This is a genomic window from Halobacteriovorax sp. GFR8, assembly GCF_050955245.1.
Classification (GTDB): Bacteria; Bdellovibrionota; Bacteriovoracia; order Bacteriovoracales; family Bacteriovoracaceae; genus Halobacteriovorax_A.
The window spans coordinates 65,248-79,533 of the sequence record NZ_JBPBLR010000002.1 but is presented as its reverse complement, the minus strand read 5'-3'; the positions used below and the strand labels follow the sequence as shown (position 1 = coordinate 79,533).

The 14,286-nt window shown below is 37.4% G+C and carries 13 protein-coding genes; 3 read left to right on the top strand and 10 right to left on the bottom strand.

The features are described from left to right. Positions 1-143: 143 nt before the first annotated feature. The 3 genes from ACRXC1_RS00985 to ACRXC1_RS00975 are packed head-to-tail and all read right to left on the bottom strand — an operon-like array spanning position 144 to position 1,802. Complete coding sequence (locus ACRXC1_RS00985; protein ID WP_392909755.1) at positions 144-623, bottom strand: hypothetical protein; 480 nt, start codon at positions 621-623, stop codon at positions 144-146. Next, positions 620-1,396 (bottom strand): hypothetical protein, encoded by a 777-nt coding sequence (locus ACRXC1_RS00980; RefSeq protein WP_392909753.1) that lies wholly within the window; start codon positions 1,394-1,396, stop codon positions 620-622. The genes ACRXC1_RS00985 and ACRXC1_RS00980 overlap by 4 nt, the downstream gene beginning before the upstream one ends. Beyond that, positions 1,389-1,802: an NUDIX domain-containing protein gene (locus tag ACRXC1_RS00975; RefSeq protein WP_392909751.1), complete on the bottom strand. Its 414-nt coding sequence runs from the start codon at positions 1,800-1,802 to the stop codon at positions 1,389-1,391. Before ACRXC1_RS00975 ends, ACRXC1_RS00980 begins: the two co-directional genes overlap by 8 nt. An 81-nt stretch (positions 1,803-1,883) precedes the next feature. Here ACRXC1_RS00975 and ACRXC1_RS00970 point away from each other — a divergent pair, with 81 nt between their 5' ends. Further along, positions 1,884-2,885, top strand: coding sequence for a tRNA dihydrouridine synthase (locus tag ACRXC1_RS00970; protein ID WP_433655787.1), 1,002 nt, complete (start codon positions 1,884-1,886; stop codon positions 2,883-2,885). Here ACRXC1_RS00970 and ACRXC1_RS00965 read toward each other — a convergent pair. The 5 genes from ACRXC1_RS00965 to ftsY form a co-directional block, all read right to left on the bottom strand. After that, on the bottom strand, positions 2,803-3,267 hold the full coding sequence (locus ACRXC1_RS00965; protein WP_392909748.1) for a hypothetical protein: 465 nt from the start codon (positions 3,265-3,267) through the stop codon (positions 2,803-2,805). The two genes, ACRXC1_RS00970 and ACRXC1_RS00965, sit on opposite strands and share 83 nt — an antisense overlap. A 72-nt stretch (positions 3,268-3,339) precedes the next feature. Further along, positions 3,340-4,893 carry a ribonuclease Y gene (rny, locus tag ACRXC1_RS00960; protein WP_392910189.1) on the bottom strand — a complete coding sequence of 518 codons (1,554 nt, stop codon included), beginning with the start codon at positions 4,891-4,893 and terminating at the stop codon, positions 3,340-3,342. Positions 4,894-4,911: 18 nt separating this feature from the next. Then, positions 4,912-5,514 carry a 5-formyltetrahydrofolate cyclo-ligase gene (locus ACRXC1_RS00955; RefSeq protein WP_392909747.1) on the bottom strand — a complete coding sequence of 201 codons (603 nt, stop codon included), beginning with the start codon at positions 5,512-5,514 and terminating at the stop codon, positions 4,912-4,914. After that, entirely contained in the window at positions 5,486-5,791 is a 306-nt protein-coding gene (gene zapA / locus ACRXC1_RS00950) for a cell division protein ZapA (protein WP_392909745.1), read from the bottom strand. The genes ACRXC1_RS00955 and zapA overlap by 29 nt, the downstream gene beginning before the upstream one ends. Positions 5,792-5,833: 42 nt before the next feature. Continuing rightward, complete coding sequence (gene ftsY / locus ACRXC1_RS00945; RefSeq protein ID WP_433655784.1) at positions 5,834-7,045, bottom strand: signal recognition particle-docking protein FtsY; 1,212 nt, start codon at positions 7,043-7,045, stop codon at positions 5,834-5,836. An 82-nt stretch (positions 7,046-7,127) separates the two neighbouring features. On the opposite strand from ftsY, the gene epmA reads away from it, so the two are divergent. Next, positions 7,128-8,090 carry an EF-P lysine aminoacylase EpmA gene (gene epmA / locus ACRXC1_RS00940; protein WP_433655782.1) on the top strand — a complete coding sequence of 321 codons (963 nt, stop codon included), beginning with the start codon at positions 7,128-7,130 and terminating at the stop codon, positions 8,088-8,090. Here epmA and ACRXC1_RS00935 read toward each other — a convergent pair whose 3' ends face one another. Continuing rightward, positions 8,091-8,867 carry a hypothetical protein gene (locus ACRXC1_RS00935; protein WP_392909740.1) on the bottom strand — a complete coding sequence of 259 codons (777 nt, stop codon included), beginning with the start codon at positions 8,865-8,867 and terminating at the stop codon, positions 8,091-8,093. A 206-nt stretch (positions 8,868-9,073) separates the two neighbouring features. Between ACRXC1_RS00935 and ACRXC1_RS00930 the strand changes: the two genes are divergently transcribed. Further along, positions 9,074-12,865: a hypothetical protein gene (locus tag ACRXC1_RS00930; protein WP_433655780.1), complete on the top strand. Its 3,792-nt coding sequence runs from the start codon at positions 9,074-9,076 to the stop codon at positions 12,863-12,865. Between the two features lie 5 nt (positions 12,866-12,870). Here ACRXC1_RS00930 and rimO read toward each other — a convergent pair whose 3' ends face one another. Further along, complete coding sequence (gene rimO / locus ACRXC1_RS00925; RefSeq protein WP_433655778.1) at positions 12,871-14,256, bottom strand: 30S ribosomal protein S12 methylthiotransferase RimO; 1,386 nt, start codon at positions 14,254-14,256, stop codon at positions 12,871-12,873. Between the last annotated feature and the right edge of the window lie 30 nt (positions 14,257-14,286).

The following is a 14,286-nucleotide window of genomic DNA, read 5'->3' as shown; positions in this document are numbered from 1 at the left end:
AGGTTCTATAAGGAGTTTCCTTGTTACGGGTAAGACTCTCTATTGAGTTACCCCTTCGTTTTGATATAAATATTTTATCAGTATTTCTGATATGATTCAATACATCATAAACCAACAAATTTCAAGGATTTGAAAGACAAACCCTAGTGATGATCGAGTTGTTCGCCTTTAAAGTCATGATCTGAGTAAACAATACGATCATTCATTTCATGGTTGAAATCATATATCTCATTGATATTACTAACCTTTCTAAAGATTGTATGACACTTATAACAAATGACTACCGGAGGAAGCCTCTTGAATAACGCAAAATCAAATACATACAAAATAATAAAAGGAGCAACAGAATAAGGAGCATATTGAGTTGTTGCCATATAAAGAGTCGCCAAGGCAGCAACAACAAAAAGCATAACACCGATCTTTCGGTTAAAGTCTTTTTGTTTGTAAAAATCTTTTCTTTCACAACACGGGCAATCGCGAAGGATACCCTTCTCGTGCTCTTCATTCATTTTCACAGGAGCTTTGGTATGACAAATTTGACACTCAACTTCACTCACCTCTTTATTAGGGTGAAAAGAAACAGCTGAACCACATTCTTCACAAGTTAAAGTAATTTCCATCATAGTAGTAACCCATATGTATAAAATAAATAAATCGCAATCATTTCACCAATAAAGACAAAAATTGTCATGGCATAGAAGATCCCAGTTGCACTTTGAATACTTCTCATACTAACAAGCTTCCATCCAAAGATACTCATTCCAAGAATAACAAGGTATCCCCAAATATCTCGCATAATAACCATTAACCAATTAAAAGCGTACCCGCCACCAAGCTCAGTTCCTGCGGCCAGATACGGCCCAAGCTTCATGTGCTCAAAGCTAGACCAAATAAGCTTAACGACAAGTAATGCCCACGTAACAAGAGTGGCCTTTTTTAATGGAACCTCTGATAATTTTGGCGTCACTAAGTACCAGTGACCAAGAATCATTGCATACGTAATTGCACCTAAGTAATAAACGGATGAACCAATATATAAGTAATTAGTTAAGTTCTTATCTTGAAAAAGATAAAGCGCATAAAAACCAATAAGGGTTGGAATCGCATATAGAATCCAAAGCGCCGTATTCTTTTCGTCATAGTGATTGTGAAGTTGATGATGGAAAAGAATACAAATCGTACTGATATAGAGAAGGATCGCTTCAAGGTCAGTGGCACTATTTCCAGTTACAATATGAGCGATGGCGGCCATGAATAAACTCACAAGACAAGTTGTTGATAGAAGCTTTTGAAAACCTCCTCCTGTCATTTTAGAATTTGCCACTGGTGCGAAAGTAAAAACTCCAAACCCCAGGGCCAGGAAGAAGTACTTTGCCATTTCAAACGTATTACTCATTCAAATTACTCTCTCGTAAAAAATGCTCAACTAAGCGCATGATAATGATTTTATTTGCTGCTGGAATATTAAGGTTTTCTACATCATTTTGAGCGTTTTCAAAAGGTATCTTTTGACTGATCAGACTCATTTCTTTTGTATATTCAGTAACATAGACATATAAAAAGACGCTTCGATCTGAATAGTCGTGCTTAAGCTGAGTAAAGAGACTAATTTTATTTAATTCATGGCCTACTTCTTCTTTAAACTCACGACGTGCTGCCTGCTCAACGCCTTCACCTGATTCAATCTTCCCACCAGGGAATTCGATCATACCATCAAGAGGGCCATCTTCCTTTCTCACTTGTCCCCATAGAACAAGTCCATCACTCTCAAGTGAATACGGGATTACAATTGCGATTTCCATAAATAAACTTTTACCCTAAAAATTTTGAAATGTTAAAAAAGCAGCGTAGCTTTTTGCGCCTTTATTGTTTATAAACCAATTGTGAGTACATTACCTTTTAAACAAAATTCAATCATATTTGCACCGATGGAAGGCGTGACGGAGGGCCCGTATCGCGAGGTCATTCAAAGAATTTTTGGAGACTGGGATTATTACTATACAGACTTTTACCGAATCCCATCCGTTGGTAACGTAAATGCAAAGACATTGGTCAAACACTTTGGTGAAACATACCTACAAAAGAAGGCCCATACAGAACAGACTGCCTATCAATTCCTAACTTCAGAAATTGCTCAAACGCAACAGGCCATCTCACTTATTAGTGATATAAATTATCATCATATCGATCTAAACCTTGGCTGTCCTTCAAAGAAGGTTAATTCAAATAAAGGTGGCGCCTACCTTTTATCAGACTTAAAAGCACTCGAGAAAATTATTAAACAAATTCGAGAAGGTTTTAAAAATACTTTTACTGTAAAGATTAGAATTGGTTATCGCGATGACAGCCTTTATCTTGATCTCTTAAAGCTCTTTGAAGATTGTGGTGTCGATGGAATTACAATTCATGCTCGAACACGTGACCAACTCTACAAAGGTGTCGCAGATTGGAGCTACATCGAAAAGGCCGTCAAAGTTTCAAATCTTCCAATCATTGCAAACGGAGATATCTGGACTATTGAAGATATCAATCAAATCTTTGATCGATGTAATCCATATGCGGTTATGTGTGGACGAAGTGCCCTCAAAACCCCATGGCTGGCCTCAATTTATAAAGAGTATCAAGGAAACTTGGACTTTATCAGTGATGAATTTCTTCTGAAAGTACGTGCGCAAAACTTAGATCTCTATTTCTATGAGCTTGATAAAGAGTATAGAAAGAATAGCCTTGTTGACTCAACTATACTTAAAAGATTTAAAGCATTTTGCCGTTATCTATTTGATGACTATGAAAACCATGAAGTTATTCGTGGCCGTTTTCTTCGTGCCCAGAACATTCATGAGTTTCGTGCTCATCTAGATCAATTTGTGGCGAGTTATTCTTAATAAAGAAATAGAAAGTAATTTCAAAAAGAAGAACTCCAACAATATAGACAATACGCGCTTGTGTCGAAATCCCAACAAGTCCCACTAATAAGAAAAAGAGAAAACCTGGAAGGTGTCTTAAAACAACATTTCCCCAAGTATTATCAGGAATACGATCTTCTAGAATTGTATAGAAGTTCATAACTGCATTCGCAAAATTGAATCGGCTTGTACGCCCTTCAAAATACTCATCACGATTTGGGTGACAATAGAGTCCAGCAAATGAGATTGCCGTAAAGAAGCAAATATATTCTTCAGTTGAAAAGTTAAGAAGTGCCGAAGCAATGAAAAAGATCACTAACGATGGAAGAAAATATAAATAGTAGCGAATTCCAATCTTCATGCTGCCTCCAAAAAGCCCAAAAAAGAAAGGCACCCAAAAGGTGCCTTTCTCATATTATAAATGGAAGTTATTTTACTTAGCAACTCCAACTGCTTTTGTCTCACGAACAACTGTAATTTTAATTGTTCCAGGGTAAGACATTTGCTCCTCGATTTGCTTAGCAATATTACGAGATAGCATAACAGTTTCTTCATCCGTAACCTTGTCGTTTTCAACAAAGACACGAACTTCACGTCCACCTGAGATTGCGTAAGATTTGCTAACACCTTCGAATGAGTTAACAATTTCTTCAATATCAGTAAGACGAGAAACATAAGACTCAGTAAGTGCCTTACGAGCACCTGGTCTTGCACCTGAGATCGCATCCGCTGCAGCAACAATGTGAGCAAGGATTGACTCTGGTTTTTCGTCATCGTGGTGAGCACGGATTGCGTGAACAACGTCCGCAGACTCTCCATACTTTCTAGCAAAGTCAGCACCAATAACAGCGTGAGAACCTTCAGCAGATGCATCAAGTACTTTACCGATATCGTGTAATAGACCTGCACGACGAGCTTGCTTAATATTCAGTCCCATCTCAGCGGCCATTGAACCACAAATAAATGCTGCTTCAATTGCGTGCTGGTATTGGTTTTGAGTATATGAAGTTCTAAAGTTTAGAGCACCAACTAGCTTTAGGATTTCAGGGTGGATACCGTGAACACCAATTTCCATTTGCGCTTTTTCACCTAGAGACAGAAGCTTCTTCTCAAATTCAGCTTTTGATTTATCGTGGAATTCTTCAATTTTCGCTGGGTGAATACGACCGTCAGCAATTAGCTTTTCAATTGTATCTTTAGCAATCTCACGTCTTACAACGTTGAATGAAGAAATAACAACAATCTCCGGAGTATCATCGATAATTAGATCAACACCACAAATCTGTTCGAAAGCACGGATGTTACGACCTTCACGACCGATAAGACGACCTTTAACATCATCAGATGGAAGATCTACAGTTGAGATCGTCTTTTCACCAACGTGCTCTCCTGCGTATCTTTGAATTGCAATTCCAACAATTCTCTTCGCACGGTTTTCAGCTTCTTCCTTAGCTTCCTCTTCCATACGAGTAATCATCTTAGAAAAATCAACTTGAGCCTCTTCTTTCATTGTATCAAGTAGCTCTTCTTTTGCTTGTTCTTTTGTCATAGCAGCAACTTCAGATAACTTCGATGCATACTCTTCTTGGCGAACAACAAATTTTTCTTTTTCTTTAAGAGCATCTAACTCTTTTTCTTTTACGTCTTCTTCGCGTTTTTCGACTTTCTTAGTCTTGTCATCAAGTTCATCCATTTTCGATTCAAGCTTTGCTTGTCTCTTATTAAGATCTTTTTCCTGATCGTTTAGTTCGCGTTTCACACGTTCGGCATACTTGTCAGCTTCCTTCTTTTCTTCTTGAGCTGCCTCTTTCGCCTCTTTTCTCGCTTTATAGCTAATGTCTTTTGCCTGTGCTTTGGCCTTTTCAATAATTTCGTCACCCTTAGCTTCTCTTTCAAGCACTTCTTTCTTTGCTTGAAGATTGCGGATAACAAAACCTACTGCTAGTCCAACAACAAGGAAAAGAAGTGAAGCTAAGATTAAATCCATACTCATTTCTCTCTCCTATTAATTAACTTTAATCACTTCCCTATCAGTTACGATATAATCCATTGCTTGATCATGTTCTTCAAAGGCAACTTCACTAACCAACTGTTGATTAAAGCAAATTCCAATTTTTATAACTTTCTTCTTATCAATATTAATCAATTTATCGAGGTAAATATCGTAATAACCTTTACCTCTTCCCAAGCGATGTCCCTTCTTATCAAAGGCAACCCCTGGCACTAAAATAACTTCAGGAAAAATAATTGGGTCACTTATTTTAGGAACCTTAAACTCTTTTCCAAAAGCCTGAACTTTTTCAAGTTCATTTATCGGCGTACTTCGAAAGCACATCTGCATTGAATCTTCGCCAAACGAAGGAAAACTAAAATTAGTTTTCATCTTCAAATTTAAACAATTAACTTCACCTGGAATTGGAAAGAAAACCCCTAGGTGCTTAGGATTTAAGTTTTCGGACTTTAAAAGAGAATCGATATTTGAACAGATTTTCTCAGACAGCTGTCTTTGATCATCTAAGCTTAAATTAGCTAATCCTTCTAATATCTTTTTTCGAAGCTCTTTCTTTTCAAGACTCATCTTAGTGAGTTTTTGGAAGTGCTTCTTCAATCAATTTTAGTGCATTATCAGAAAGAGACTTAACTTCGTTAATCTCACTTCTGTATTCCCTTTCTAAAGATAGCTTTTCTTTTGCTAACTCAAGAGCAACTAAAGCCGCTAACTGTGAGTCAGAAATTGAAGGTGCCTTCTGGCGAATATTACTTGCGATTAATTCAACATACTCAACAATTTCAGTTGCTGAAACAATCTCATCTTCATTAGACTCTTTGAGTCTAAAGTTATGACCTAAAATTTGATATTCTTTTACTTCCGTACTTATATCCATAGTTATTTAATTGTAGTCCCACAAAGGATTTCAGTCAATCAATCAATTACCTACCAGCGCGTCAAGATATTCATCTAAATTAAACACACTCAGGTCTTCGACATTTTCTCCAACACCAATATAAGTGATTGGTATCTGCAGACTATCAACTATGGAAATTGCACTACCGGCCTTCGATGAACCATCACATTTTGTAAATACAAGACCAGTAAGTTCTAGGGCCTTATGAAATTCCTCAGCTTGGCGAATTGCATTTTGACCAGTAATAGCATCAATTACTAATAATGTATGATGAGGCGCATCCTCCATCAACTTCTTTAGTACGGCCTTACTCTTGGATAGCTCTTCCATCAGGTTACCAGCAGTATGCAGGCGTCCGGCCGTATCAAGAATACAATAGTCAGCCTTCTCATTAATGGCAGTTTGCAGAGCGTCGTAACCTACACCACTTGGGTTGGCCCCTTCTTTTGCGCGTATCATTGTTGCGCCTGCTCTCTCACACCAAACTTGAAGTTGGTCAACGGCTGCGGCCCTAAAAGTATCACAAGCTCCAACAACGACTTTTGCGCCCTGCTGCGTAAGCTTTGTTGCTAGTTTTCCAATTGTTGTCGTCTTGCCTGCACCATTAACACCCACAATCATGATAACCTTTGGCATACCAGTGTTGTTACCAGAGAACTCAAACAGGTCCCCTTCGTTTCTTGATTGAACGTCGGCCATTTTATTTTTTAAGAATTCTTTGATGTAAATTTTAAATTGTGCTTCATTAAAATCTGCACTCTTTGCTTTTTCTTCGAGTGATTCTATTAGTTCACTTGTTGCTTTAGGTCCAAGATCTGCGCCGTAAAGTAACTCTTCAACCTCTTCAAGAGCATCTTCATCAAGACCTCCATTTCCAAATAAGCTCCCAATTCTACCCCAAACACTATTGCGTGAGCTACTTAACCCTTTAGTTAGCCTTTCTTTCCAAGACTTTTCAGGAGCTGGAGCTGGTGTAGGCTCAGCCTTTGGCGCTTCTTGAACAACTTCGACTTCTTTAACTTCAACTTCTGTAACAATCTCTTTCTTAGCTTCAGAGACTTCAGGAAGTTTTGGTTGGGCCTTAGGTTTTAAGAGATAGAAAACACCTGTAAATCCGCTAATTCCAAGTGCTGAGCATAGTGCGATAAATGCATATGCCATTTCGACAGTGATTGTCATATTTAGCTGGGCCTGATCTGCCCAAGACTGTAAAAGAGCAACGAGTTGCAACATAATATATTCTCCATTTTGTGTGTTTAAGAGATATGATATGTAGGCATAAAAATCAATATTTAAGGCAAAAATTGGCGTGAAAATGACAAATAAGATCGAACTATTTCATCTACAACAAGCAATTCGAAACTTTTTCATTAAAGATGGCTTTATGGATGTGCTGACACCGCCAATTGTCGAAAATCCAGGAATGGAAGTTCATATTCATCCCTTTGCGATTCACTCTGTGCATCAAAATAAAACTCATGACCTTTATCTTCATACATCACCTGAATTCCATATGAAGGAGTTACTCCAGGAGGGGTTCGAAAAGATATTTACCATGAGCTATTGTTTTCGCGACGAGCCAAATAGCTCAACTCATAGAAAGCAATTTATCATGCTTGAATGGTACCGAGCTAAAGAAAATTATAGAAAAATCATGGACGATACAATCAACCTCTATCAATTCTGCCATGCCTACTTAAAATCAAAAGGAATTAAAGTACGTGACCTTGATGAGAAGATAAAGAAAGTAACTGTTCAGGAGATTTTTTTAGAAATTCTCAACATCGATATTCTTAAACTCATGGATCGCGACGAGCTCTATGATTTAATTGATCAAAAATTTTCAAGAATTAATCTTTCAGGAAATAAAGATGATTATGCGTGGGACGATCTCTTCTTTCTTCTTATGTATAATTATATCGAGCCTGAAATGGAGAAGTACCCTTTTCTTCTTCTCTATGAATTTCCAGCGCCCCTTCGCGCACTTTCGACAATCAAGAAAGAAGACCCTAGGGTGTGTGAGCGCTTTGAGGTTTATTGCCGAGGAATTGAGATTTGTAATTGCTTCAATGAACTTACTGACTCAAGCGAACAAGTTTTACGTTTTAAGAAAGATGCAAATTTAAAAGATCAGCTTTACGGATACAGTCTTCCTTGGCCAAACAGGTTTCTAAATCAATTAGAAAAAGGATTACCGACGAGTGCAGGGATCGCACTAGGAGTCGAGCGCCTTCTTATGTCCTTAACGGGCATGGAAGAAGACGCCTTCTATGATTAATTACTGTTTCTTTTGAAGTCGATTAAATAATAAGTGAGTCTTCAAGATAAATTCTGACTTTACAATATCTGGAGTCATCTTCATGGCCCAACGATAGTGCACACCACTCTCTTTTGCAGAACGTAGTTTACTATTCCAAATTGGAAATGCATTCGCTAACTCCGCTGAGTAAACTGCATACCAACGAGCAAACTCATCTTGAGACTTTGCCAAAAGAGCATCTTGAACATCGACTGCATTCTCTACTAAAATTCTTTTCACAGAATAGATATTTAAAGCATCAAGTTTCTTGATATCCAAATCTTTATTAAGGTACTTTTTAAAAATCGTAACAGTAACTTCTTTAGCAGCTTTTGACGTTTGTTGATTATAATTTTCTAAGCGCTGGTAATATTGAGAAAGTACTAGTGAACGATAAACACCTTCACGTGTCCCTCCCTGCTCAAGAGTTGCATACCATTTTGATAACTCATCACGATTGGCATCTAGTTCACGCGTGGCCTTAATTAGCTCATTGATAAATGATAGATTGTACTGAGACATCTGCTCTTTAGTAAAAGGTGACTTATATTCTTTCTTAGAATAAACACTTAAGTCTTTTGCATCTTTCTTAACGATAGGAATTTCAGGAAGCTCCACTTCATCTTTTTCTCCCCAAATCTTATCGGCCAACGATGTCGATATGTTTTTTTCCACAAAAGGTCTTAGCTCTTGTAGAAATGTTATTTGTGCAAATGCAGAAGTTGAAATCAAACAAATTAAGACGAATCTCTTCACAACTCTCTCCCGAATAATCAAGTATTTATCAATATAAACACTATTATAATGGGGCTTCGAAATTTTAGGAAGTTAGCAATTTTTAGCCAACAAAATTTGTCAATTTTGTGTCTAGCTTCTAGGCAATAAATACCCCTAACTCTCGATTAATACTGGCCTAATGAATTTAGGTAAAGATTGTTTAAGAATCATTCGATAATGAACTTATGAAAACGTTAAAAGGTAAACCGTCTCTACATTTAATATTAATCCTTCTGCTCATCGCAACTTCATGTGTGCCTGATAGCTTAACGAAGTTTAAAGAAGATGGCGCAAGCAGTGATGATGCATCAAGCTCAGTTGGTGAAGTAGTTAATCCACCGAGTGACTTTATCGATGAAAATGGTAATGAGATTGATGGAGATAAAATTACAGACCCAACTTCTGTTTTTTACGACAATGCGAGTAATTATATTTTTATCACTGGTGACTCTAGCTTAGCCAATTCAACAGGGGGTAAAAACGTTGTTGAATTCATAACACCAGATGGTGAATTAGGTGATTACAATATCAAAGAAAATGAAGGTGTATTTACTCTATCTAATGCATCTAAAAATAATTTTTTAGATCCAATTTCAAACCCTGGTTTTAACTTTGGTTCTGATATCATGACAACTTATGCAGCTCATTTTACGGCCAGTAATCAAACTGGTCTTATTAAAATAACAAATAGTGCAGTTTCACCTCTTAGAAGCTTCACACTTGCACCAATTAATTTCAATTTCTATAGCCCTTCAGCGGAAACGGCTCAAACCTTAACAACAACTTCACAACCAAGAGTTACAATTCAAGCTCCTATTCCTGAAAGACTTACTTTTGAAACGCAACAGTCTTTCAACTGTACTGGTACAGGTATAGGAACGACTCCTCCAGCGACTCCTACTATTGGAGACGTTTATCTAAATGCTGGGACATGCTATTATAATTACGATGGAACAAATACAAATACTGTTGCATTTCCTTTTATTGGTCCTGTCTTTGTCGGGTTTAAGCTAGATGATAATAGCGGATTTCTCACAAACGGATTAACAAGTGAAACATTTACAACTGAAAACGGTGCGACAGGAACAATCACATACAAAGATGCTAGTAACAATATTTACGGTACTCTTACTTCTGGCTCTCTATACCCTGGAGATTTAATTGATAATGCTTTCCCATTTTCAAATAGCGAAGGGGTAATCAGCAAGGTAAAATACTTTTTCCAACCTGATTCAAATATCAATTTAAGATTGATTAACGATACATCAGAAGCTGCAGCTGAACATATTGGTTATATAAACAGTACTGATATTTCAATTACACCAGACTTGCCTTCGACATTAAGACTTGTAAAAAATGTAGATAGCCCGTTATTTGGATATATTATTGATACTTCTGGTGGAACCGATCATAGTTACCAATCACCAATTGAATACACTGTTACTGTTAAAAATGATATTTCGACAAGAACGTTTAAAATTGATATTGGCATAATCAATCCCCCTGAAGATTTATCGTACTCTCAACTTGTTGCGTTTAAAGTAAAAAATCTTGTTCAAACAACTTCGAATTTTACTGAAGGACAAGAAATTTCAGCGGCAACACTTCCGCCACTTAGCAACGGCGCAAAAGGTATTATCAAAAGAATTTTGAATATTGATGGAAATGAAAAATATCTAATTGTTCAAGTTATCAGTGGTGAGTTTGTAAAAGATATCTCAGTTGATAATTATAAGAACTTTTTAGATGAAGAAGCTGTTATACAAACAACTCCAGTATCTCTTACTCACATTATGTCTTTAAATTCCACTGCAGCCTTTACTCCGACTTACCTAGAAACAAGACCAGCTCTTTGTATGAGGTTTCCAGCTGCACCAACAGATAAATTTGCTCGCGCAGTTGTTACAGGAAATCCAACAGATGCAGGGCTTGCTAATATCATCTTTGTTAACCAAACGAAGAACATTAACGACACTAACTCTAGTGAAGACTTTATTGCATCTAATAATGCACTTGAAGATTGTGGTAACGCAACGGCATACATATTAAATGAAATCTGGACACCGGTAATGAGAGCGACATTTACTGATGTATCTTCTCTTGTTAGTGGAATGGATATTCTCACGAATACGGGTCGAGCAAATCTTGTTGCATCACAAATCAATAGTAGTGACAATACGGCCCTTCTACAAAGTACAAACGGTGTGCCTATCACGATGACACTTCCTGGTGAAGCTTTTTCATCAGTAAGACCATATAGTGCAAATGGAGCGACAATCAGTGATTTTCAAACACTAACGACATTTGAACTACATCGTGGCATTGATTCAGTAATTAAATCCACACTTCCAAAGGGCGAAGATATTGCATATAGCGTAAGCCCAGAACTTCCTCCTGGTTTATCTTTAGATGAAGAGACAGGTGATATTATTGGTACTCCTGAAATTGCAGCTTCGTCTAAGACATATACTGTAACTGCACAAAATATCCTTGGTAGTTTCTCAGCATCATTCGATCTGTTAATCGAAGATTATTTTGAAGTTGCTGTTGAAGTAGAAAACACACCAAAATTTTTCACTCATAAAGATGGTGAAGATAACTTCTTTAATAAGTGTCGCATTAAGAAAAGAGATATTATCAGTAACCCAAGGGCCCTAGCATCAGATGTTGAAGATGTTATCGATATTGATTGTTTTGTCGATATTGGTGAGAATAATATTTACTTTAGAGAACTTAAACTACAAGCAAATGTAGGCCCAGGTATTTGTCATAGTATTCGCTATAAACCGTTTTACTTTTACAAAAAAAGACCAATGATGACTCGTAGTTCAACTTCAGACATTGCTTACAGTGCAGCTGCTCGTTATATTGTACAAGTAGTAACAGGAACCTCTACAGATGCAGTGGGTGTAGCTCCAGCCAATAATACAGCGACTGATGGACTAGGAGGTGCAACACCTGCAAGTACTTACTATGCAGATGGAATCTATATCAATGGTGTTCCGTTCGGAGGAGAACTTGATGACCTATGTTCAGGTAAATATCATGATTTAAATTGTGACAATGGTTCTTTCGAATATGCAGAGCTTGTTTATACTTACACAGAAGCAAATGCTGACACAGGCGATCCAGCATATTATAGAAATACTGTCGAAGTTTTAGAACATCAGTGTGAAGGGAACCCTTATCTTTGTAGAAAAGGTGCTATTGAGGATGTATTTAACACTGAAGAACTCGCAGACGGTTTTAGTTCAACTGTTATCCAGGCATTTAGTGGAGCAAATTATGAAAGTGTTTTAAAAACTCCTCAGAAACGAGGTGCTAGATCAAACCGATCAATTGCTTCATTTGCACATGAAAACTCTTGTTATAACTCAGTAAATAACACCGAATACTATTCAGAGGGTATAAAGCGTCACGCGGAAAGCGCAAGCCTTTCAAGTGATCCGAACCAAATTCTTGATCCATTTATGGGGGCACAGCCTTACTATACTTTCTCTTGTCTCGATGAATTCTCTGTTACACAAGCAAGAATCAACTTACACATTAGAGACTGGGATAATAATTACGAGATGAATAACCTTGATAAGGTTACGATAGCGAGTATGGATGAAGGAACAAATACAGATGTATTTGACGAACCTCTAAACGAATTCAGCGACTGGGATGACTATACTAACTCTACAAACTACTCTGCTTGTACTGATAGTGCTCCACCGACTTTAGGAAACTCATATACGGCCATAACTACAGGAAGTGGGTCAGTTGGATCATTATACTTCTACACTGCATCATCAAGTGGCTTCTATTCTGGCCTAAATGTCATCATTGGTGGACAGACTTATATTGTGAAAAGAGTATACTCAAATGCTGTTCAGCTAACACGACCGCTTCATGCTACTTTTGCTGCAGGAACGGTAATTACTGGACGCCAGCTTATACCGTTCCCATACAATGATTGGGAAGAAGGGCCTTAAAAGCTCTAAATAACTCGACCAACTAAATCAAAGTCTAATACATCGGTGATCTCAACTTTAACGAGGTCACCGATTTTTAAATCTCTCTCATTTAAGTCATTGATAATTACCTTACCATCGATATCAGGTGCCTGACCAAAGTGGCGTCCAACGATCAGAAGATCTGTATCCTCGTGTGTTCCTTCAACAAGAACTTCTACCGTCTGCCCTAAGAATTCTTGATTAAGCTCTCTAGCGATTTCTTTTTGAACTTCATAAAGACGATCAAAGCGCTCGTCGATTACTTCTTGTGAATTCTTATCTTTTAGACGGTAAGCAGGTGTTCCTTCTTCATCTGAGTATCTAAAGATACCAAGATGGTTGAAACGAGCTTGCTTAATGCCTTCAAGAAGTTTTTCAAAATCCTCTTCAGACTCACCAGGGAATCCAACGATGATTGAAGTTCTAAGAACGATTCCAGGGATTCTTTCGCGAAGTTTTGTGATACGTTCCATGATTTTTTCACCAGTGATCTTTCTGTTCATACGTTTTAGAACATAGTCAGAAAAGTGCTGAACTGGCATATCAAGATACTTACAAACTTTTGAAGAAGTCGCCATTTTTTCAATAACTTCATCAGTAAGTTCATCTGGGTAGAAATAAAACAGACGTACCCAATCAACCCCATCAACAGTCTCTAGACCAGATAGGAGTTCAAATAAGTTATTTTCATCACTCAGATCCACTCCATAATCAGATAGATCTTGTGAAATAAGATTTAGCTCTCTAACACCTGTCGAAGACAGCTTCTTCGCTTCTTCAACAAGAGATTCAACGGTACGTGATCGAAGGCGTCCACGAAGAGTAGGAATAATACAGAAAGTACAATTTCTATTACACCCCTCAGAGATCTTTAGCCACGCTGTATAGAATGGAGAAGTATTAAGTCTTGGATCAAATTCCGTGTGAATAAATCTTGGAACCTCAACAAATGACTTCTTCTCTAGCTTATTATTTTCAAGTGCAGTTAAGAGTGGAACAATTTTGTTATACTCACCTGTACCAATAAACATATCAACTTCTGGTAGACTCTTTTCAAGCTCATCTGAATATCTCTGGGCCATACATCCAGAAACAACAAGGGCCTTACAATTACCTACCTGTTCGTCTTTATAATCTGCAAGATCAAGAATCATCTCAATAGACTCCTGCTTAGCAGCCTCAATAAATGAGCAAGTATTAACAACAATTACTTCGGAGTCTTGAGGCTCCGTTACAACTTTAAAACCATTTAGTCCCATATGCCCGAGCATAACCTGTGCATCTACGAGGTTCTTTGAACACCCTAGTGAAGTAAAATAAACCGTACGGTCATTAAATTTTTGGTTAACTTGAGATGAAATCTCAGACATATAATTCTCCATGTATAGCTAAAGTAGGTA

Coding starts and splice junctions, on each gene's coding strand:
- ACRXC1_RS00980 (WP_392909753.1), bottom strand. CDS start 1,396: ATGAGTAATACGTTTGAAATGGCAAAGTACTTCTTCCTGGCCCTGGGG.
- rimO (WP_433655778.1), bottom strand. CDS start 14,256: ATGTCTGAGATTTCATCTCAAGTTAACCAAAAATTTAATGACCGTACG.
- epmA (WP_433655782.1), top strand. CDS start 7,128: ATGACAAATAAGATCGAACTATTTCATCTACAACAAGCAATTCGAAAC.
- ACRXC1_RS00930 (WP_433655780.1), top strand. CDS start 9,074: ATGAAAACGTTAAAAGGTAAACCGTCTCTACATTTAATATTAATCCTT.
- ftsY (WP_433655784.1), bottom strand. CDS start 7,045: ATGTTGCAACTCGTTGCTCTTTTACAGTCTTGGGCAGATCAGGCCCAG.
- ACRXC1_RS00975 (WP_392909751.1), bottom strand. CDS start 1,802: ATGGAAATCGCAATTGTAATCCCGTATTCACTTGAGAGTGATGGACTT.
- ACRXC1_RS00965 (WP_392909748.1), bottom strand. CDS start 3,267: ATGAAGATTGGAATTCGCTACTATTTATATTTTCTTCCATCGTTAGTG.
- rny (WP_392910189.1), bottom strand. CDS start 4,893: ATGGATTTAATCTTAGCTTCACTTCTTTTCCTTGTTGTTGGACTAGCA.
- ACRXC1_RS00985 (WP_392909755.1), bottom strand. CDS start 623: ATGATGGAAATTACTTTAACTTGTGAAGAATGTGGTTCAGCTGTTTCT.
- zapA (WP_392909745.1), bottom strand. CDS start 5,791: ATGGATATAAGTACGGAAGTAAAAGAATATCAAATTTTAGGTCATAAC.